12 protein-coding genes are annotated in these 20,321 nt (G+C 40.8%); 4 read left to right on the forward strand and 8 right to left on the reverse strand.

Translation table 11 applies throughout. The annotated features are described in order from the left end of the window. Window positions 1-7: 7 nt before the first annotated feature. The 4 genes from FBT53_RS08420 to FBT53_RS08435 are packed head-to-tail and all read right to left on the reverse strand — an operon-like array spanning window position 8 to window position 9,227. A complete protein-coding gene (locus FBT53_RS08420) occupies window positions 8-2,272 on the reverse strand; it encodes a glycoside hydrolase family 3 N-terminal domain-containing protein (RefSeq protein WP_136950740.1) in 2,265 nt (754 codons plus the stop codon). A 54-nt stretch (window positions 2,273-2,326) separates the two neighbouring features. Further along, window positions 2,327-3,094 carry a hypothetical protein gene (locus tag FBT53_RS08425; protein ID WP_136950741.1) on the reverse strand — a complete coding sequence of 256 codons (768 nt, stop codon included), beginning with the start codon at window positions 3,092-3,094 and terminating at the stop codon, window positions 2,327-2,329. After that, window positions 3,091-5,949 (reverse strand): alpha-L-rhamnosidase, encoded by a 2,859-nt coding sequence (locus tag FBT53_RS08430; protein ID WP_240729789.1) that lies wholly within the window; start codon window positions 5,947-5,949, stop codon window positions 3,091-3,093. Before FBT53_RS08430 ends, FBT53_RS08425 begins: the two co-directional genes overlap by 4 nt. Further along, complete coding sequence (locus tag FBT53_RS08435; protein WP_169630338.1) at window positions 5,946-9,227, reverse strand: glycosyl hydrolase; 3,282 nt, start codon at window positions 9,225-9,227, stop codon at window positions 5,946-5,948. The genes FBT53_RS08430 and FBT53_RS08435 overlap by 4 nt, the downstream gene beginning before the upstream one ends. A gap of 275 nt (window positions 9,228-9,502) precedes the next feature. Here FBT53_RS08435 and FBT53_RS08440 point away from each other — a divergent pair, with 275 nt between their 5' ends. Further along, a complete protein-coding gene (locus FBT53_RS08440) occupies window positions 9,503-10,855 on the forward strand; it encodes a TrkH family potassium uptake protein (protein ID WP_136950743.1) in 1,353 nt (450 codons plus the stop codon). 13 nt (window positions 10,856-10,868) lie between these two features. Here FBT53_RS08440 and FBT53_RS08445 read toward each other — a convergent pair whose 3' ends face one another. Beyond that, window positions 10,869-13,907, reverse strand: a complete 3,039-nt coding sequence (locus tag FBT53_RS08445; protein ID WP_240729790.1) for a glycoside hydrolase family 2 TIM barrel-domain containing protein — start codon at window positions 13,905-13,907, stop codon at window positions 10,869-10,871. A 198-nt stretch (window positions 13,908-14,105) separates the two neighbouring features. Between FBT53_RS08445 and FBT53_RS08450 the strand changes: the two genes are divergently transcribed. The 3 genes from FBT53_RS08450 to FBT53_RS08460 all read left to right on the forward strand — a co-directional run bounded on the left by FBT53_RS08450 (window position 14,106) and on the right by FBT53_RS08460 (window position 17,090). Beyond that, window positions 14,106-15,068 carry a hypothetical protein gene (locus FBT53_RS08450; protein WP_136950744.1) on the forward strand — a complete coding sequence of 321 codons (963 nt, stop codon included), beginning with the start codon at window positions 14,106-14,108 and terminating at the stop codon, window positions 15,066-15,068. Window positions 15,069-15,147: 79 nt separating this feature from the next. Beyond that, entirely contained in the window at window positions 15,148-16,161 is a 1,014-nt protein-coding gene (gene yiaK / locus FBT53_RS08455; RefSeq protein WP_205729034.1) for a 3-dehydro-L-gulonate 2-dehydrogenase, read from the forward strand. An 11-nt stretch (window positions 16,162-16,172) separates the two neighbouring features. Beyond that, complete coding sequence (locus FBT53_RS08460; protein ID WP_136950745.1) at window positions 16,173-17,090, forward strand: sugar phosphate isomerase/epimerase; 918 nt, start codon at window positions 16,173-16,175, stop codon at window positions 17,088-17,090. Window positions 17,091-17,248: 158 nt separating this feature from the next. On the opposite strand, the gene FBT53_RS08465 is transcribed toward FBT53_RS08460, so the two are convergent. The 3 genes from FBT53_RS08465 to FBT53_RS08475 form a co-directional block, all read right to left on the reverse strand. Next, window positions 17,249-18,199, reverse strand: coding sequence for a sugar phosphate isomerase/epimerase (locus FBT53_RS08465; protein ID WP_136950746.1), 951 nt, complete (start codon window positions 18,197-18,199; stop codon window positions 17,249-17,251). 147 nt (window positions 18,200-18,346) lie between these two features. Continuing rightward, window positions 18,347-19,174, reverse strand: coding sequence for a prolyl oligopeptidase family serine peptidase (locus FBT53_RS08470; RefSeq protein WP_136950747.1), 828 nt, complete (start codon window positions 19,172-19,174; stop codon window positions 18,347-18,349). Between the two features lie 92 nt (window positions 19,175-19,266). Then, a complete protein-coding gene (locus FBT53_RS08475; RefSeq protein WP_136950748.1) occupies window positions 19,267-20,277 on the reverse strand; it encodes a Gfo/Idh/MocA family oxidoreductase in 1,011 nt (336 codons plus the stop codon). Window positions 20,278-20,321: the final 44 nt, after the last annotated feature.

A 20,321-nucleotide genomic window follows, 5' to 3' on the forward strand; every position in this document is an offset into this window, starting at 1 on the left:
TGTTCATCTATTTTTCTAATCTAAATCTTGCGGTCAATCCTTCTTTTGAAGACGTGCCAACTTGTACCGTATAATCTCCCGGTTCAAGAATTTTTTCCATTGTTAAACCCGTAAACTCCAACATTTTTGGAGTTATGGTGAAGGTTACAGTTTTGATCTCACCGGGATTGAGTTCTATTTTCTCAAATCCCTTCAATTCTTTATCTGGTCGGGTAACAGAGCCTATTTCATCTTTTAGATACAATTGTACCACTTCTTTGGCCTTCATATTTCCAGAGTTAGTAACTTTCACGTTTACCGTAATTTCCGATGTTGGCGTAATCGTTGCAGCTGAAAGCTGTAGGTTATCATAGGTAAAATCGCCATAGCTCAAACCATATCCGAAGGGGTACAACGGGCCGTCTTCCAAGAAAAGATAGCCTTTTTTATAATTGATTTCCTTCATGCTGTAATGAAACGGAAATTGCCCAATAGAACGTGGCACGGTGACAGGTAGTTTCCCTGATGGAGAAACTTCTCCAAAGAGTACTTTAGCTATCGCGGTATCGCCCATTTCGCTTAAATCCCATGCATCTAAAATAGCATCAGCTTTCTCAGCCATTATATTTATAGCCAAGGTTCTACGGTGTTTTAAAACGATGATTACTGGTTTGCCCAATGCCTTAATACGCTGGACCAATTCGTCTTGTGGTCCAACAGGTTCTATAGTTGCACGGTCGCCCAAGGCATTATTGAAATAGGCTTCCTTGGCGGTAAATTCATCACCACCCAAAAACAATATGGAAACATCGGCGTCTTTTGCCAGATTTGTCAATTGCTCTAAGGCCTTTTCATCTGTAGGCAACACAACTGGAACGCCTTTGTTTCCGTCCGTGAGTTCAAAACCTTTATTCGCTACATAGGTAACCTGTTTGCCCGTTACAGCTTCAAAAGCTTTCTGGGTTCCTTCATCTAATAACGGTCCCAACAATGCTATTTTTTGTGTTTTTTTCGTTAATGGAAGGGTGTTGGCTTCATTTTTCAATAAGATAATGGATTCCAAATCCGCTTCTTCTGCCAAGGCCAAGGAAGAGGCTGACCTCACCTCTTTTTCCGTTTTTTTAATATCCACATAAGGATTATCAAAAAGGCCCAATCTCATTTTGGTTCGAAGCACTCGTCTCACGGAGCGGTCTATCATCTTTTCAATCGAGGGGTCTTTTTTGACCATTTCCGGCAGATAGGCATACGAATCTTCGGCATATAAATCGATATCAATACCAGCTACCAATCCCATGAGAGCAGCGGCTTCAGGACTTTCAGCAACCTTCATAAAATAATACAGTCGTGCAATGTCGTTTGAGTCGGAAACCACATAGCCATCAAAACCCCATTGGTCTCTTAATACGCCCGTTAACAGTTCTGGATTGCCATGACTTGCTATCCCATTTATATCGCCATGAGATGCCATAATGCCTAACGCTTTTGCTTCTTTTACGGCAGCCTCGAAAGGTGGGTAAATTTCATCAATCAAGGTTCTCGGCGAAATCTCGATGGCTGCAAAGTTGGAACCACCCAATACTTGTCCGTAGCCAGCAAAATGTTTGGCTACGGCACCAATGTGGGTTCCGTTAACCAAACCTTCGTAATCACCCTGAACACCTTTAATAGCATTGAGCACCATCTGGGTCGTCAAATAGGTGTCTTCACCAAACGCTTCCGACATACGACCAAAGCGTGGGTCACGAACCAAATCCGCCTCTGGTGAGTGGCACATATGCATACCGCGTAAACGCGCTTCCCTGCCCACCACATCCCAAATGCGGTTCACCAGTTCAGGATTAAATGTAGCTGCTGAATTTATGGGGCGACCAAATTTGGTACAACCTGCGGCATCCACTCCGTTGTAGGATTCCGTGACAAAGAGTGCTGGTATACCCCAACGATTACTCTCCATAATGTACTTCTGCAATTCATTATTGAGTTTTGCCGCGGCTAATGGAGAAATATGCTCCCCAGGATTTTTAATGCCCGCAATACCCAACTTCAACTTATCAACGACTCTATCGGACAATTTCAATCGACCTTTTTCATCAGATTCCACCCCTATATTGGCGTGGAAAATCCGCATTTGTGCCACTTTTTCCTCCAAAGACATTCTGGGCAGCAAATCATTTACCCGTTCTTCTATAGAAAGGGAAGCGTCTTTGTAGGGCATTTTGCCCTTTTGTGCAGTTAAGCCAAAAGTTACAAGGGAAAGAATAATTAAAACTTGGTATTTCAATGGTTTCATATATGTTTGATTTATTTTAACGCTGTGCCTTAAATTCAGTCTTTATTCAAATTTTTAGGGTCTTACAATTTCACTGCGCTCCGCGCTTTCGGCCTCTTCAAAGGTTTTACCTTCAACATACAGCACAAATCGGTCCAAACCGTGAAATTTCGAACGGCCAGAAACTTCCATGGTGTAAACACCCGGTTCATCAAAAGTGACAAAAATATCGTGAGGGTCATTGTCGCTTGTATTGGAACGCCAAAACCATTCCCCTACTCGATTCATATACACCTTAAACCAGCCATCGGCACTGCTTCCTTCAGGATTTGGGGTTTTTCCCGTTCCTCTGGGATACACGATACGTCCATCACGCTCTCCGAAAAAATCAGCCGCGTCATTGAATCGCAACCAAGAATCATTGGCCTCGGACTGTGTTTCTCCTTCAGTAATTCTTGACCTCCAAATAAAGCGATAGGTGCCTGGAGTACTTATATTAAGTTTATAAGTCAACATCCCATTACCCGGCATTTGAAAACTATCAGGATTGTTCCACACCAAATAGCCTTCCCCATCAAATCCTTCCAAGGTTGAACCACGTTGCCATTCCAGTTCACCTTCCACGGTTTCAAATTCCACACTAACGATACCTTCACGTTCTAAATAAATTATTCCGTCTGGTAAGGATTCGTCATCATCGGACTCTTCTGCCGCTTCTTCAGCACTTTCTTCCTCCATCATTTCTTGCATAGGTTCTTCTGCCGTATTATCTGAGCTACAGGCCTCGAAACAGCAAATGGCCATGCTTAACAATACTAGTTTACCCCACTGATATTTCTTCATAATTTAAATGTTATGGTATACTTACCAGAGCCCAATTTCACCATATCCAATGATTCATCTTGATAATCTTTCCAAGAGGTATTGTTAATCTGAATACTGTTTTTATTAATGTCTTTAAAAGGAAATAGAGCCATTGTATTAAAAGGCACTTCCAATTCCATGGTTACGTTGCCATTCTCATTTACCCACTTATTTTTAATAGTGCCATAAGGCGTAGGAACGGAAACATCTATATGTTCAATTTGAGTAGGAAATTGAGGGGTTACCGTAAACTCTTTATAGCCTGGATTGTTTTTTGAGGACTTAATACCGCCTAAAGATTCATAGAAATAGGCAGCAAAACCAGAATGCATCGGATGATTCAAAGAGTTGGTTGGACCTTCCATTTCTTCCCAAACAAACTGACGCTCTGGCCAAGTAGTAAAGCCTGAATTCATGACGTAGGTCTGACTGGGAAAATCAGGCGTAGTCAATATTTCATGCGCCAAATCAGCTTTTCCGTTAGCAGCCAGAACTGTGTAGATATAGCGATTCCCGTGAATACCGGTTGAATGATGCCCACCTTTGACAACAACGATATCATGTGCCAAACCATTCACAACCTTTTCTAATTCATCCTCTGGAACCATCCCAAATTGCAATGCTTGTACTGTTGCGGTCTGACTGAGGTACCATTTATGTTCGGTTCCTGTAATGGGTTTCAAATATTCAGCATTAAAGGCTTTTTTTAAGGCCTCTTTTTCAAGTTGCATTTGAGCTGCATATTCACTATCCCCATTCATTTCAGCAAACTTTTCCATAATTCCCAAAACATCGTAGAAATAGGCATTGGCCGATATGATGGGGTCGGTTTCCATTGCACTTGGATTTAATCTTCTATCCCATAAGGGGGGACACCAATCGCCCATACCATCTTGCATGATGCCATTTTCACCCTTGAAGTTCAAATAAAAATCGGTGAGGTTCTTCATTTCATTGTAGTATTCCATGATGATAGCATCATCTCCGTAGTAAACATAATTGTACCATGGCAAATACATGGTGGCCACACCCCAATCTATTTTGGCGTATGTGGATGTGCGCTTGCCCGGTGCAATCATGGTAGGTACCTGAAACATAATATCAGGATCATTTGTTCCTGCTGTGGGGCGCATCTGCGTTCGAATATCCTCCATGTATTTTTTATAGAAATCATACATGTCGTAATTGTAAAGCGCGTACTCGGCAAAGGCGTGGGCATCCCCCAACCAACCGCATTTTTCGCGATGCGGACAATCCTCGGGTATACCATGCAGATTATCTTGAATGGTCCATTTGCTGATGCTATGCATTTTGTTGAACAGTTCTTCAGAAGAATTAAAACTTCCTGTTTCTTCAACATCCGTTGCTACTAAAACAGCTTTAATCATTTCTGCATCGGGTTGCTTAGAAACTCCTTTGACTTTGGCATATCGAAAGCCATGGTAACTAAATTTGGGTTCCCATGATTCCTTGTCATTGCCCTTACAGACATACTTATATATTTGAGGCATGCCATTAGCACCACCTCCTGTTGAACCTTGAAAAATATCGCTGCCATCGGTAAGCAAAGCTTCGGTGGTTGTTACTTCTATCAATTGACCCTCTTTTTCAGAAACGTTCAGTTTTACCCATCCGGCAATATTTTGGCCAAAATCAACTATCCATTCGCCATCAGCTCCCTTAAATACTTTTTGAGGCTCAAATTCTTGTAATTTTTTAATTGGTGAAATTTGCTGTGCGCTCAATTTGCCCACTACTGGAGTGACCTCTTTGGGTCGTCCCCATGAGGCATCGTCATAACCTACCGTGTTCCATTCATTGATTTCGTATCGGGCATCATAGGTGTCACCCCCATAAATATTGTTGAATACAATGGGGCCGGTGGATTCTTTCCAACTTGCATCGGTAACAATATTTTCTTTGGAACCATCGGCATAGGTAACCTTAATCATAAGCTTTACTGTTGGCGGGCCATAGGCCAAATCGCGTTCAGATTCTGGGTCGTTTTTCCAAGAAATGTTTTGCCCGTAAAAACCGTTCCCCATGATAATGCCAAATGCATTTTCACCTGACTTGACCTCGTCAGTAATATCATATTTTACGTAGTACGCTTGTTTGTCGTAATTCGAGGGTGCGGGGTCCAACACGTGGTCTCCTACTTTCTCTCCATTAAGGTATAGTTCATAATATCCCAAACCGCAGATATAGGCTTCTGCATTTTCTACATCTTTCGGTAGGTCCACTTCCTTTCTAAAATAACTGGCCGCAAAACCTTCTACTGGAGTTGGTTTATCCATTTTACCGGTTTTGTAATCTCGGAATCGATACTGAGATGTTCTGGTATCTTTATTCAATGTTATCCATTTGGCATTGCCCCATTGGCTCTCGTCCATTAAACCCATGGTAAACTGTTGTACTTCTGACCAATCGGAAGGTGTATCGTTCTCATCCCAAATCTTGACTTTCCAATAATAGGTTTGCGTGGGTTGTAAGGTTGAACCTTCGTAATCCACAAAAGTGGAAGATGCACTCTGCACTTTTTTTGAATTCCAGCTATCAGCATCTGTTTCGTTCAGTAGTTCCTCGGCAGTGGCCACTAAAATATGATAAGCCGTTTGCGAACGATTAAACCCATCGGCATTGACCACCCATGAGAATTGTGGTTTTTTGTTTTCAATTGCCATTGGATTCCTCTTGTGGTCGGTAGTAACCTTCACAAAAGAAAGAGCATTGGTTTCTTCTTTGCTTTCACAGCTAGCCAACACCATCATAACCAAAAAGGTCAGAAGCGTTTTAAGGACGAAAACAGGTCTATTTTTCGTTGTATCAATCATTGGTTGTATGAGATGGTTTTTGAAAAGTTTATAGTCACCGGACCCAATACTCCCGAAGGCATTAAGGGGTCATCTTTTTTGTAAAAAGGTGCGGTGGTAAATGTGGTTCGTTCTCCTTTGGGCCGTGGTTCATTATTGGTGTACCATTCAGGCATGGTCAAATCTGTTGCACGATGTGGTCCCAATTGATACCCACCATCATTGGCAGGATAACGTTCGTCACCAATCAATCGATTGCTCCACTGATTTGTCACCAGAAGTTCAATGGTATTCACCTCTTCTTTGACAAATTCAGTAATGTTCAATGTAAAAGGAGGCATCCATGATACGGCTACTTTTTCACCATTGATTAGAACCTCAGCAACGATATAAACGGCACCCAAATCCAAAGAAATATTGATGTTATCGGCTACTTGTTCTTTAGAGAGTTCAAATTGCTTTTGATAGCTGGCCGTACCACTATAATAGTAAATGGAATCCAATGGATGTTTGCTCCAATCTATTAAGGAGTCAAAGTCAACAGTACCATCATAACCATGTTTTTTTAGAAAGGTTACTTTCCATTGGTCTGAAATATCCAGAGCCTTAGGAATATCGGTTACCGAAAAATTCCATGCCTTCCCCGTGGATAAAGCAACTTTGTACCTTCCGGCAGTTGCAGTGGTAGCTACTGGACCATTTTCTTCTGACAAAGAAAAGGAGAGATTATCGGTAGGACTTTCGATTGCCACTGTATTTTTTGATGCTTCTCGAAATACCACAAAAACCGATTCGCCAACTTCTAAGGAAATGTTGGTAATCGTACTTTCGTTGTAGCTTTTGAATTGGGCCAGTTTGGTAATCTCACCCGTCATCGGGTTCCATAATTCAGGAATTTTATGATCCACCCGAAAAGAAGTTTGAAACGTTTTGGCGATGCTATCCGCATTAAAAAAGAAGTAGATATCCTCATTGACCGTTTTTCGATGTGCATAGTCCACTGCATCCCCATCTAAAATATCCATATCAGGTGTCAGTTGGGCACGTTCCATCACTTTTTTCCAATCGTTGGTTTCGCCTATTAAGGGTAAGAGCTCCCCTAGCACATTTTTAAATTCGACCAATGCTTCCTTCGATGGATGGTAACCGGATAATTGCATTGGTTTTTGACCCACAATGGTTATACCCGCTTTTGCAATTTCTAAGAGTCGCTTTGCGGTTTTTAGGGAGAGTGTTTCGGTGTTTTTTAGAACTAATATCCTGTAATTTGTGCCCTCTGGAAGTTTTAGTTTATTCCCTTCAATCCGTAAACGGTTCAATAACACATCAGTATTGACATTATCAAAATTTAACTGCTTAGGAATAGCAGGTTTAAAATCGTTCCGATAATAAGAAGAGTTTGGAGTACCCTCACCAATATAAACCAACAGGTCTGCAATAGGAACCCCTTGGCGTAGCAAATGAGAGCCTCTGGCAATATAATCAAACCAAGCAGACCCTGCATTTTTCCACCAAGTTTGGGTTCGGTCAAAATGAAATCCCCAACGGTTCATGGTCATGCCCGGTTCTGCATGAATATTGGCTTGATGCGCAAAACGGTGAAACATAAACTCATTGATACCGTATGTCCACGCCAAGTCTCCTGATGTTTTTGCCATGGCAGGATGCCCTTTCCAATTGATTTGCGGCGTAGAGGTGAACGATTCCGCCGATATGACGGGCTTGCCATAAATATGTGCTGATGAAACTGCTGAAGCTGTTTGGGTAATAGGTCTACTCATCCAACATTCCCCCATCGGAATATCGGTGACTCCGCCCACATCCAAATCATTTAAAGGTCCAAAACCATAAGGTTCAATATAACTCTGAATACCATCGGCATTGCAGAGTTCGGTGAAATATTGAAAGTAGTTTTTGGTCATTAAATTGGTAATGACGTCCCTATAGTCATAAAGCACGGCTTCCGAAGCTGCTGCACTTTGTACAAAACGTCCTGTCACCAAGGGTAACATTTTAATAAGGTCATACCCTTTTTCGCGTTGAAAAATACTGTCGATTCCTTCCGTCCAGTTCTGCCCGCCCATCTCATAGCTGTCAATTTCGGCATACTGTAATGCATTTGGGGCTATTTCTTTTGTGTTTTGAACGACTTGGCCCACAAAAGCATCATAGTGTTTTTTAAAAGCGGGTCGACTCAACTTATCCACTTCCAGTCCACGACCTTCATCCGAGGCCGGATTGTTGAATGCCCCTGTGGAAGTATATCCAAAACGAAGAATAGTCCAGTCACCTTCTGGAAGTTCTGTTTTTAAAACTCCATCAGCATTCATAAATTCACTCAAATCTTTTATGCCTTCCTTGGCAATAATCATATTTTGGGTAGGATTACCAATAGGTGCTAAAGCATGGTCTTCCGTTCTAGCGATGGAGGTTCTCCCCAGCGGATTATTGAGGTAATAGGTACTTGTCAATTCTACCTCCTTAAGCGTGGTAGTTTGATTGAACTGCAAGCGAAAAATCTTTGAGGTAATGTCCTCGAAATGGTCGTTGATGGCCCATTCGCCTTTACCGGTACGGACTTTGAACAGTTCGCGTTCGTTCTTGAAGGTAATGCCATCTTCACTGGTCTGCAGTATCGCCGTTGCTCGTCTGTCATTGAAAACTGCTTTTACGGAGCGTATGGTTTTGTCTTGGTTATAATTGAACTGCAACCAAGGATTGGTATTCTTTAGTTTGTTTAGTTTGGATTCGGCATCTACCTTGCCATCGGTAATCAATTGAATATCTGTCGTTTTATCTGAAGCTTTTACAGTAGGGCGGTTTTTGGCATCATCCAATTCACCTTCTAAACTTGGGTAAGCCAGCACTGCAATATCCTTGTAAAAATTTTCCCTTTTTGTTGGAACCGGTAATTGTATCGTCACTTCACCCCCTGAAACCAGTGATTCACTCCAAACCACCATTTTCATCGATTCTTCTGGCGTTACCCACGGCCCACCACTGGAGGACCAACCATCACAATTATGAACACCAAAGCTTAACCCCAATCGTTCTGCTTCCTTTGCAGCATGGGCTATCATTTCGTGATGTTCATCGGAGTTGTAAATAATAGGTCCGTTGGGAATACCCTGGGTAACATTAAAAAGTAAAAAGCCACCGATACCCACTTCGGCCATAGCTTCTAAATCTTTAGTGATACCAGCTTTGGACATATTGCCACTCATTGCATGCATCCACGTTCTGGGTTGTGCTTCTTTTGGTGGGTTTTTAAATGCTAATTCTAAGTCTTGATTAGACATGTTGTCTCCAACACAAGAGATTAAAAGAAAAAAAAATAAACACCTTATACCAAAAACAGGGTTTTTCATAAAACAACTGAAAGTGAACTAATGTAATTTAAGGTGTATTAAATTGTATCCTGTACTGTTTGGCAAGGTGCTTTAGTTTTAGCATTAAAAAATTGATTATCTGAATTTTACAGTATATCATTCTATATTTTTTTTAGAATAACTATTTTGAGTCTAGTTTCATTACTTAAACTATCTACTTTTGTATAGATGAACGTTTTAGACCTATGGATTTTTTAAAAAGTATATATAACAGATATAGAAGATTTAAATTAAGCAAGACACCGCAACAAAATCTATTTTATGGCTTTCTTACCTATGTGGTTGCTGGAACGTTATTACTTTCATTACCGTGGTTACAAAAAGAAAGCGCTCCATTTATAGACCACTTGTTTATCGCTACATCAGCAGTTTCAACTACAGGTTTGGTTACGGTAAGTGTTTTTGATACTTATAACCTATTTGGGCAATTTGTGGTTATGATTCTATTTCAACTTGGTGGTATTGGCTATTTAACATTTACCACATTTATGCTTTTATCCACGACAAGAAAAATTACCCATTGGCACCAGAGATTATTAAAAACAGAATTTACTTTACCTATTACTATAAAAATCAATGATTTTTTAAAATCCGTAATACTATTCACCGCTATTATGGAATTAGTAGGTGCAATTCTTTTCTTTATCGCTTTTAAAATCGAAGGTATGGAAACAGGGACAGCTTTGTGGAATGCTATTTTTCATAGCATAAGTGCATTTTGTACTGCTGGTTTTAGTTTATTTAATAGTGGATTTACAGCTTATGTGGATAATGGTCTTGTAAATTTTATTATTGCGTTTTTAGCCATTGCCGGGTCTTTAGGCTTTATCGTAGTTACAGATTTTACTTTGTTATTAAGAAAGAAAGAACATAAGTTAAGTTTTACTACCAAAATTATTATCTACGGTTTCATAGTTCTTTTAGGTTTAGGATATGTGTTCTTTTACTTTTGTGAACCTAGTATTCAAATTCTAGAAGGTTCCTCTAAAGGTTACGCAGCTTTTTTTCAAGCTATGACCGCAATGACTACTGTGGGTTTTAATACCGTGGATTTTGGCACATTTAATCTCTCTATGTTAGTAGTCACGGTTTTTTTAATGTATATCGGCGCGTCTCCTTCCGGTACCGCAGGAGGTATGAAGATAACCACGTTAACTGCCGTATTAGCAATCATTAAAAGTAGATTAAGAGGCAGTGCAAAAATTACTTTTTTGGGCAGAGTAATTCCATTTGAACGACTTTACATAGCTACATCTTCTTTTATATTTTATACTATTTTAGTCTTTCTAGGAACCTTTATATTGACATTTTCCGAATCTTTTGCTTTAGAAGATATTATTTTTGAAGTAGCCTCTGCTCTAGGAACTGTTGGATTAAGTACTGGAGTAACTGGAGACTTAACAAACATCGGTAAAGTTACCATCATAGCGCTTATGTTTATTGGTAGACTTGGTGTACTCACTTTTGGTTTGGCCATTTGGATGAAGTCTAAAAATAATGAGGAGGAGCACATTCTTGAGGATGATATTGCTGTATAGTTAAGTTCTTTAATTAATCAATAAATAATTCATCTATGTAAGGACCACTCTCTCCTGTTGTCTCTAATTTAATAGTATTGGCTCCTGATTTTAAAGTAATTATTGTAGGTGTAAACTTCCATTCTTTATCCCAGCCACCAGTAGGTTTAAATTCAATTTTCCTTACAAATTCGTCATTAACAAACAAATTCATAGGATATAACTTTTTCTCATTATTATGCATATATCTAAAACGAATGCTGTAATCTCCATTTTCTCCATCATTTTCTTGGTACCAAGTTATTGAGCCTTCACCTTTTTTAAAATCTACAAAACCTGAACCTTTAAATCTATGGGCATCCGTGCTAGAAATAGCGGTTCCTGTTAAAATACCATCTTCAGCAGCAATATTAACACCTCTACCAATCCACATATCAGCAGAATGCTCATCTCCCCAAAACAAGCCCTCGCTTTTTCCAAAACTTTCTTCCATGTGTAAAACAACCTTATCGTTCTGTTTAACGACGGCTTTAACGGTAGTATTATCCTCAATCCTGAAAGGTTTGGAGTAAGGAATTCCACTGAACTCAGGATTTTTTCCGTCAAGGGTATAAAAAATTTGAATTTCTTTAGGCTGTTGATTACCAAATAACCTTAGGTCCTGTACACTTATGGTTATTTCATTGGATTGGTAAAGGGCTTTATCACCTAAAATGGAGGCAATGAACACAGAAGCATTTGTTGCCGCCTGTTTTTCTTCTAAAAAGAGCCTTGTCTTTCCAAAAAACAAAGCTCGATGATTAGCCTTGGTCCTACTGGTAGGGTCGATTGGATTACCATTTTCCATGGAAACCTTGGTAACATCGCCGTTAATAACATAATATACTTTGTTCTCTGCATAAGGAGAGGGATTATCATCTATATCAAACGCCTCAGATGTCACAATATAGCTTGCCCTAAAACCAGCTTCCGCATTTAATTTTTGTAGCGTATTGCGCAATGTACTGGCTTGGCCTGCTGTAGAAAAAGAGGTTCTATTCACTTCCTTTCCATCAGCATAACCAACAGCTTCTATAGTGCCTTCTTCATAGGGGACCAACCACTCACATTGCATTTCGTTCCAAACGGTTCCAGGTGAATCTTTACCCAGGGATTCTCCATTAAGGAAAAGTTCTACCTCATCTGCGTTTGAATATACCCAAACCGGAATTTTGGTTGCTTTTTTCATTCTTGGGTGTGTCCAATGTGGTAACATGTGTATCATGGGTTCCTTGGTCCATTGGCTTCGGTAAAAGTGATATAGGTCTTTTTTAAAACCTGCAACATCCAAGGCACCGCCCATAAAAAGGTTGAAGGGCAGACCACCATGCACCAGTCCAGCTTCGCCGTAGTAATCAAAGCCTGTCCACCTAAAATGACCGCTGTGCCATGGGGTATCTCGCATAACCTCCCAATATTTTCTTGCAGAAACGCGTACCGTAGCATTATCATAGGAGGAATTGAAACGCTGCTTTCTGTTCTTCCAATCTTTTGGATTTAGCCCTTCATAAAAGAAAATCTCTTTTTCGGTGAGGTTGGGAAGTTCATAGGTACCTGGCAACTCATTATCTCTCCACCAAGTTTGCGTTCTATAATACCCACGTGTTTGCCATGTATGCGGTGCTTCTGTAGATATAAAAGGCTTATCTAAGGTCTTACTTTCAATAAACGACTTGGTTTCAGAACCTCCGTTTACACCTTGTATATCCATGTCTTCCGGATTACCTGCCCCGGAGGTGAACAGTCTTGTTGAATCCAGTGATTTACCGAATTTTACAAGTTCCGGTGCCACCATGCTGTGGGTTTCGTTACCCAAACTCCATACAAAAATACTGGGATGGTTACGGTCCCGGGTAATCCATTCTTCGATATCGGTTCGCCACCACTCATCGAAAGCCTGTTTTCCATAATCTTCGGGTGCTTTTTTATGCCATCCATCAAAAATCTCGTTCATGACCAACAGGCCAATTTCATCACAGATATCATAAAACATTGGTGGTGTAGGATTGTGGGATGGGCGAATGGCATTGATACCCATATCCTTCAATAGCTGTAATTTCCAACGCAACATGGGCTTGGTCCATGCGCCACCAACTGGGCCGCCCTCCCAGTGTTCGCAAACTCCTTTTAATTTTATGTTTTTACCATTAAGCCAAAAGCCACTCTCAGTTTTCCATTCCACAGTTCTAAATCCGAATTTGGTGGTTTTTTCATCAAGCAAGGTTCCGTTTCGGCTTATTTTACTCGTTAAGGTATAAAGTGTAGGTATTTCCGGGCTCCATAATTTTGGGTCAGCAACCGTAATTTCCATTTGAACGGATTTTTGACCTATGGAAACTACTTTAGTACCGCTGACCACTTGGTTTCCATTAGCTGATTGTATTGTATGCTCTACCTTGATTTCTTCAGTCACGTTTGTTAAGGATAGGTCTACCAAGACGGTTCCTGAGTCCACATCAATTTTAGGAGTGGTAACAAAAATTCCATTAGGACTTATATGCGTCGGATTCACTTCTATCAAGCGAACGGGAGCGTAAATACCACAGGGATGATACCATCGGGCCGAAGGCTCCAAACTATTGTCCACCCTTACCGCAACTGTATTTTCACCTTCTTTTAAATGATTGGTAATATCATATCTAAAACTGATATAACCATAAGGCCGTTTACCCAAATAGTACCCGTTTACCCACACTTCACTGTTCATGTAAACCCCATCAAATTCCAAGTAATGGATTTTATTTAGCTTATCCTCATTGATTATAAAGTCCTTTCTGTACCAACCTACGCCCCCATCATGATAACCTCCACCTTGGCCCTGGTCACCTCCTTTACGAACGCCTTTCTCAAATGACCAGTCATGTGGAATATCCAAATTGGTCCAGCCCTCCGGATTTAAGTTTACTTTGGAAAAATCAGGATTATCCTCTAAAATGAAACTCCAATTATCATTAAAACTAGTCTCTATCCGTTGGGCAGAAGTACTGCCTATTGCAAAAAATAGAATGATACAGAAAAGTAAAAAGTGACGCATGTTCTCCTTGATTATAAAACAACTTAAAAACAAACATAGCCTACAGATGGTCAACTTCAATCCTGTGGTGTTGGGTTCAGACAGGACTAATATCTAATACAAAAACCTTTTAAAATAAGAATTTTTTAGCCTTTGTCACCCCACTACAGGATAGTCTTTACCGAGGTATTAAATAGTTTCGAAAAAAATTGAATCGCTATGGTCCGTTTAAATTATCTAAGAATTTACTTGGTGATTTCCCTGCTCTTTGGTGGTTTTGGTTTGTTCAGCTCCTGTTCATCAGCAGATGAAATGCCCGAAATCACCCAAGAAGAAATAATGGAAGAAGATGCTGTTGACGAAAATAGGGATACTGAAGAAACCCAAGGAGAATCTTCAATTATTGATGAGGACACGGGCCCGATAACCCAATGTACCGAGGCTGGAACCAATCAAGAAAGGGCAACCGATATAGCCAATCCAGTCAATGTAGGAGCCCTTGACGATAGAAGCTGCTATGCCAACTACAATGAAATTACAATTGACAATACAATATGGGGCATTTATAATATTACCACCGGGTCTAACCATATGGATGCCCCAAATACATTACAGCCCAGAATTGAACGTTCTTTGTCAAGGTCCCAGACCACAGGTGTAGGTAGTTTTGCAAAGTTTACCGGTACCGTAAGAATACTGGAAGTTGGCAAAACCGATAATGTAGGCTCGGATGGCACCTACATTATGCAGGCAAAAGGCAAACATACCGGAGGTGGTGGCCCTAACGACCCTGCCATTTGTCTCTACTTGGCAAAACCGGTTTATGGTGATGATGGCCATGGCAATCAAGTACAACAATCGTTTGATATTTTTAGGGAACAAATCAACTTCAGGGGTGGTTCTGGTGCAGACGGTAGGGAAATTGTCTTCTTGACCAACATAGAGAAAAATGTACCTACCGAAATTGAATTGGAAGTTGGTTTTGCCGAAGACCCGAACGATGCCACCAAAAAAATACACTATGCCAACGCTACTATTGGTGGGGTAGCCTTTAATTGGAACATTCCAGAACCTGAACGCGGTATCCAGTCCGGAATTAGATATGGGGCTTACCGGGTCAAAGGTGGTCGGGCGCAAATAAGATGGGCGAATACTACCTATGAAAAAGCGGAAAATGATTAAATTCCATAATCTCTGAATGGCTTCTTTACGCTAAAAATGTTACCCAGTTTAAGCTGAGCCAAAGATAAAAAAGAAAAAAATGACCAGAACCATCCGTTCCGAAGAAATGCATTCCGTACTTTTTTCACTCTTTAAAAAACACGGATTTTCTAAGGAAAAAGCAAAACTGTTGGCAGAGGTACATACCGAAAATACGCTTTACGGGGTAAACTCCCACGGCATTAATCGGGTGCCTTTTTTTATTGAACAGTTGCAACGTGGTTTGGTTAAAAAAGATGCTGAGGCTGAAAAGGTAGAAGGGTTTGGTAGCCTGGAACGCTGGGACGGTAATTTAGGTTCTGGCGTAATCAACGCGGTGAAATGCACCAATCATGCCATAGCAATGGCCAAAGAAAACGGCATGGGTCTAGTGGCATTGCGTAATACCAATCATTGGATGCGGGCTGGCTATTACGGTTGGATGGCCGCAGAACAAAATTGTATTGGTATCCTATTCACCAATACGGAGCCCAATATGCCCGCTTGGGGTGGTAAAGAGGCACGATTAGGTAACAACCCCTTAGTTATTGCCATTCCTAGAAAAAAAGGCCCTATCGTTTTGGATACGGCCATGACACAATTCTCTTTTGGTAAAATAAACGAGTACCAATTACGTGGAGAACAACTGCCCTATGATGGTGGGTTTGATGCAGACGGAAATCTTACCAAAAATCCGGAGGATATTTTAACGACCAAAAGCGGACTCCCCATTGGCTATTGGAAAGGCTCTGCCCTGTCCATGGTGTTGGATATGCTCGCCACGCTGCTTTCCGCAGGAAGGTCTACCTATAAATTAGGCATGGAAGAACACGAATATGGGGTCTCACAGATTTTTCTGTGTATGGATGCAGCAACTTTTCAAGATGGAGAGCTAGAGGAACAACTGTTGGAAGAAATCATTTCATACACCAAAGATATTACACCTACCCAACCGGGTGGAAAAACGTACTATCCCGGTGAAAAATCCCTAGCCAATAAAATTGAAAACGAAAAAAACGGAATGCAGGTCAGTGAAGAGATTTGGAATAGGGTAATTCACCTTTTGAACAATTAAAAAACAAGACCATGAAAAATAGCAGAAGAGACGCCCTTCGTAAATTAACAATGGTGCCCGCACTTGCTGCGGCTCCCACCTTATTTGGGGCTTCAGCCAGTAAAAGGGCAACACCTGTTTCCACGGAGCAGCGAGTGCAATACAGCGTTAATGCCTACTCTTTTAATGATGAATTTAAAAGCGGGAAAATGGATCTGTTCGATATGATGGAGTTTGCCGCGGATATTGGACTCAATGCCGTGGATTTAACTTCCTACTATTTTTCAACCTATCCAAACCTACCCGATACGGCTGAGATTTTTGCGTTAAAAAAACGTGCGTTGGAATTGGGTTTGAACATCTCATGGACCGGAGTACGGAATAATTTCGTCACCGCAGATGTGACAGCAAGGGAAAAAGACCGACAAATGATCAAAGATTGGTTGGCGATTTCTTCTCAAATAGGTTCCTCCATCTTACGAATGTTCACGGGCAGGAATATTCCCGAAGGCTACACCAAAGACCAGGTAAAAGCGTGGCTGGTAGAAGAATATAAGTTATGCGCCCAGTATGGGGCAGAAGTTGGGGTCATTGCCGCTTTACAAAACCATAATGAATTTTTGTTTACGGCCGATGAAGTTATCGATATCGTAAAACGGGTGGATTCAGAATGGTTTGGACTTATTCTGGACACTGCGTGCCTGCGCACTACAGCCGACCCCTATGCCGAAGCGGAAAAATTGGCACCTTATGCCAATTATTGGTTTATTAAAGAGCATGTATATCCTAATCAGGAGAAAACACCGACGGATATGGCCAAGATGGCGGCCCTGATCAAAAAACAAAGATTCCAAGGGTATGTTTCTTTTGAAAGCCTATCGGATGGTGACCCTAAAGTGATTCTTAAAGAAATGTTGGCCGATTTTAAACGGGAATTCAACAAGGGCTAAATTCTCAAAACTGGAAACTTCGGTCTTTATCGTAATTTTCTTCATAGCCTGCCCATTTAATGCCCGCGTTTAGATTTTTTGGATGACCAACTGCAGCTGCACTAGACGCCAATAGCCCATGCTTTATAAAAGCTCGTAAAGAACTATTTTCTATACGGTTAGTTTAATTGATGTTCTGCAAGTTTCCTGCGGATGAAATCCACATCAGCTTTAAGCTTTGCAACCAAAATTTTCTGTTGTTGCAATAGCGATAATCCTTCTTCCGCCGTACTTAATAATTCGTGTTCCACATGAAGTGTAATCGGTGCAACAATGCCCAATTTTTTTAGGGTTTTAAAATATAAATCAAAATCGACGATACCCTCCCCGAGCGGAAGTTTTTTGACTTTTGATTGGCCTCCAGTAACATCCCAAGTAAAATCCTTTATCGCGAGCGAACCTATGTTTTCTGCCAATAGGTGTAGAGCTGTTATCCACGATTTGTTTCCTTCGCAAACCGCATGTCGAATATCAAACTGATTGCTCATCCACACTTTGGGAGTATGGTCTAGTACTTCCGCCAAATCCCACATAGAAGCTCCGAACCAAGTCCCTGCATGATTTTGATAGCCTCCTTGGATTCCTATACGTTTATTCATTTCTCCAAGTGCTACCATTTCGTCTTTTATCTTTTCAATGGAAGATCGCACCCCCAGCCCCATATCATATTTATAGTACCCCAAACGATAATGTTTAATTCCATTTTGAGCAGCGGTGGACAAAACCTTTTCAGCCAATGGATCATTAGCCTTCGTAATGTTGCTTACCATCATCTCAGGGGTTAATCCTTTTTGTTTTGCCATTTCAATGAATTTGGGCAAATCGTCTTCTACCTGCTCCGGTAGCACACAACCTTTTGGCCTAACGGTGGGGTCTAATCCATCAAGCCCTGCCATTTTTAGCGTATCCATCGTAAATTCCCAGTCATATTTATCGAGTGGTTTGGTAAAGAAATTAATGGGGTATGGTTTTGCCTTGTCCACCTTTCTAGATGCCGCAAGGACCTTTGAAAAGGGAACAGCTGCTGCAGCGAGGGCTGTTTGTTTTATGAATTTTCTTCGATTTTGCATACGAATCTTTATTAGTTGGTTTGCTATTCAATCTGTCTTAATTATTTACAGTATGAACGATTTAAAATACTTAATATCAATATATTGTACTTAGCTTTGTTTACATTAGGAGTATTTGTTCACATGGTGGGTAAGCCTTTGGTTCTTTTAATCCATCTCCCTAGAAAATTGGAGCATCCAATCGATTAGTTCCACCGAGCTAAAAACGGCCGCGTTTCCTTGGGCATGATTCGCGCCCGGGAATTCGGTATGCTTTACATTCTTGTTCCCTGCTGCTCTTAAGCGTTCCACCATCATTTTAATACCCGTAGCCCTATCTCCGTCATCCCCGCCTGCCATGCCCCATATTGGCAGGTTTACCAAACGCTCGGCATCACCCGTATCACCAGCTGAGAAACCACAGGGCGCTGCAGCCGCAAAACGATTTGATGATTTATTTATCCAAGCCCAGGTACCCCGACCACCCATACTATGCCCCATTACATAAACACGGTTGGCATCAATCTCTTTATAGTTCTTCAAAACGTAATCGAGCATTGCATTCAGCGAATTCACATCCCAATCGCCCTCCGTGTTCGGCTCTAGCAAAATCAACTCTTTTTGTGCCAATTCTACCAGCCCCAAACCTTTCACTTTCGCTGACCTGGCAAGCTGTTGTTGTAGGCTCATTTCTTTACCTCCGCCCCCATGCAAGGAAATAAGTAAGGGCAATTTTCCGGCAGGCTTCTTCACAGGAGAAGCCAAAAAGGCAACCTTCTTCAGTTTCCCCAATTTCTTCTGCAGGGAATCTGGCCACTCAACAAGTTCGACATAGACATGCTCAAAACGATCGTTTATTTCCTCTAAAGTCTTATTAAGAGCGGGATTCGAAATGGAGTCTGCCGAAGTCTTTTCTTGCAGAGATTGCATTTCGTTTTGTGCCCATAGAGCGGAAACACAACATAAAAAAAGTAAGATTAAAGTGATTTTTTTCATGATTCTTATTTAGTTAATCCTCAAAAGAGCGATTCGGATACTTTAATTGAAAGCTTGATACTCCGTATCCATGGTACTCGTAAGAAATTTTACTATTCCAATATTTTTAATTGTGCTATTATTTCTTCTTCGGTTATCGGATACCCCTTACCCATTCTCAAGGTTTGATACACATCTTCAAAGACATTCATATAATTTGCCTTCTGTGCGGCGATTTTCTCTTGCTTTTTTAATCCATTGGAATCTATAGTTGTTAGTATTCCTTCACTTTCCGGTAATTCAACACCAAACAATTCATTGTCAGGCTTCATTCCCTCATTTAATTGATTTTCCTGAACATCAGTTCTGTGCTTTTTAAAGGTTCCCATAGTGCCATTAAGCACAAATGCCGGTTGAGGGTCCGCAACCAATAAACTGATGGTTACAAACACTTGCAAGTTATTAGGATACAATAAATGCACATGTTCATAATCATTTACTTGAGAGTTGGGACGAACAGATGAGGAGTGTTTAGACCATTTTAAGGGTATTCCAAACAATGAAATTATTCCATCTATTGCGTGCGCACCCAAATTATAGATCACACCATTTCCAGGTTTAGGGTCTTCTTTCCAGCTATTTTCAACAACAGCGTTTCTGTACCTATCGTATCTAAAATGCACCTCAACCAAATTTCCAAGCTTGCCGGATTCGACAACTTCTTTCACCGAGAGAAAATCAGAATCATACCTTCGGTTTTGATAGGGCAGCAAGAATACACCCTTCTTTTTTGCCTCTTTAAATAATTGTTTTGCCTCAGCGGCCGTCGTGGTAAAAGGTTTATCAATCAGCACATTCTTATTGGCCTTAATTGCTTTTAAAGCGAATTCAAAATGTGTTTCATTAGGAGTATTTACAACAACAAGCTCAATAGATTCATCCAATAAAAGCGCATCAAAGGAATTGTAACTCTTTGCATTTTTATAATGCAAATGCACCTTTTTTTTAGATCGCTCTACAACCGCAGAAAATTCAAATTGAGGATGACACCTAAGAAAAGGAGCATGAAACAAGCTGCCAGACATTCCAAAGGCAGCTATTCCGGTCTTAATTGTGTTGTTCATAGTTTTATATTCCAGCCCTGCAACTTACAATACAAAGCGTAATT

The sequence above is a fragment of the Flavobacterium sp. ASW18X genome, from assembly GCF_005144745.1.
Classification (GTDB): Bacteria; Bacteroidota; Bacteroidia; order Flavobacteriales; family Flavobacteriaceae; genus Croceivirga.

Coding starts and splice junctions, on each gene's coding strand:
- FBT53_RS08420 (WP_136950740.1), bottom strand. CDS start 2,272: ATGAAACCATTGAAATACCAAGTTTTAATTATTCTTTCCCTTGTAACT.
- FBT53_RS08425 (WP_136950741.1), bottom strand. CDS start 3,094: ATGAAGAAATATCAGTGGGGTAAACTAGTATTGTTAAGCATGGCCATT.
- FBT53_RS08430 (WP_240729789.1), bottom strand. CDS start 5,949: ATGATTGATACAACGAAAAATAGACCTGTTTTCGTCCTTAAAACGCTT.
- FBT53_RS08435 (WP_169630338.1), bottom strand. CDS start 9,227: ATGTCTAATCAAGACTTAGAATTAGCATTTAAAAACCCACCAAAAGAA.
- FBT53_RS08440 (WP_136950743.1), top strand. CDS start 9,503: ATGGATTTTTTAAAAAGTATATATAACAGATATAGAAGATTTAAATTA.
- FBT53_RS08445 (WP_240729790.1), bottom strand. CDS start 13,907: ATGCGTCACTTTTTACTTTTCTGTATCATTCTATTTTTTGCAATAGGC.
- FBT53_RS08450 (WP_136950744.1), top strand. CDS start 14,106: ATGGTCCGTTTAAATTATCTAAGAATTTACTTGGTGATTTCCCTGCTC.
- yiaK (WP_205729034.1), top strand. CDS start 15,148: ATGACCAGAACCATCCGTTCCGAAGAAATGCATTCCGTACTTTTTTCA.
- FBT53_RS08460 (WP_136950745.1), top strand. CDS start 16,173: ATGAAAAATAGCAGAAGAGACGCCCTTCGTAAATTAACAATGGTGCCC.
- FBT53_RS08465 (WP_136950746.1), bottom strand. CDS start 18,199: ATGCAAAATCGAAGAAAATTCATAAAACAAACAGCCCTCGCTGCAGCA.
- FBT53_RS08470 (WP_136950747.1), bottom strand. CDS start 19,174: ATGAAAAAAATCACTTTAATCTTACTTTTTTTATGTTGTGTTTCCGCT.
- FBT53_RS08475 (WP_136950748.1), bottom strand. CDS start 20,277: ATGAACAACACAATTAAGACCGGAATAGCTGCCTTTGGAATGTCTGGC.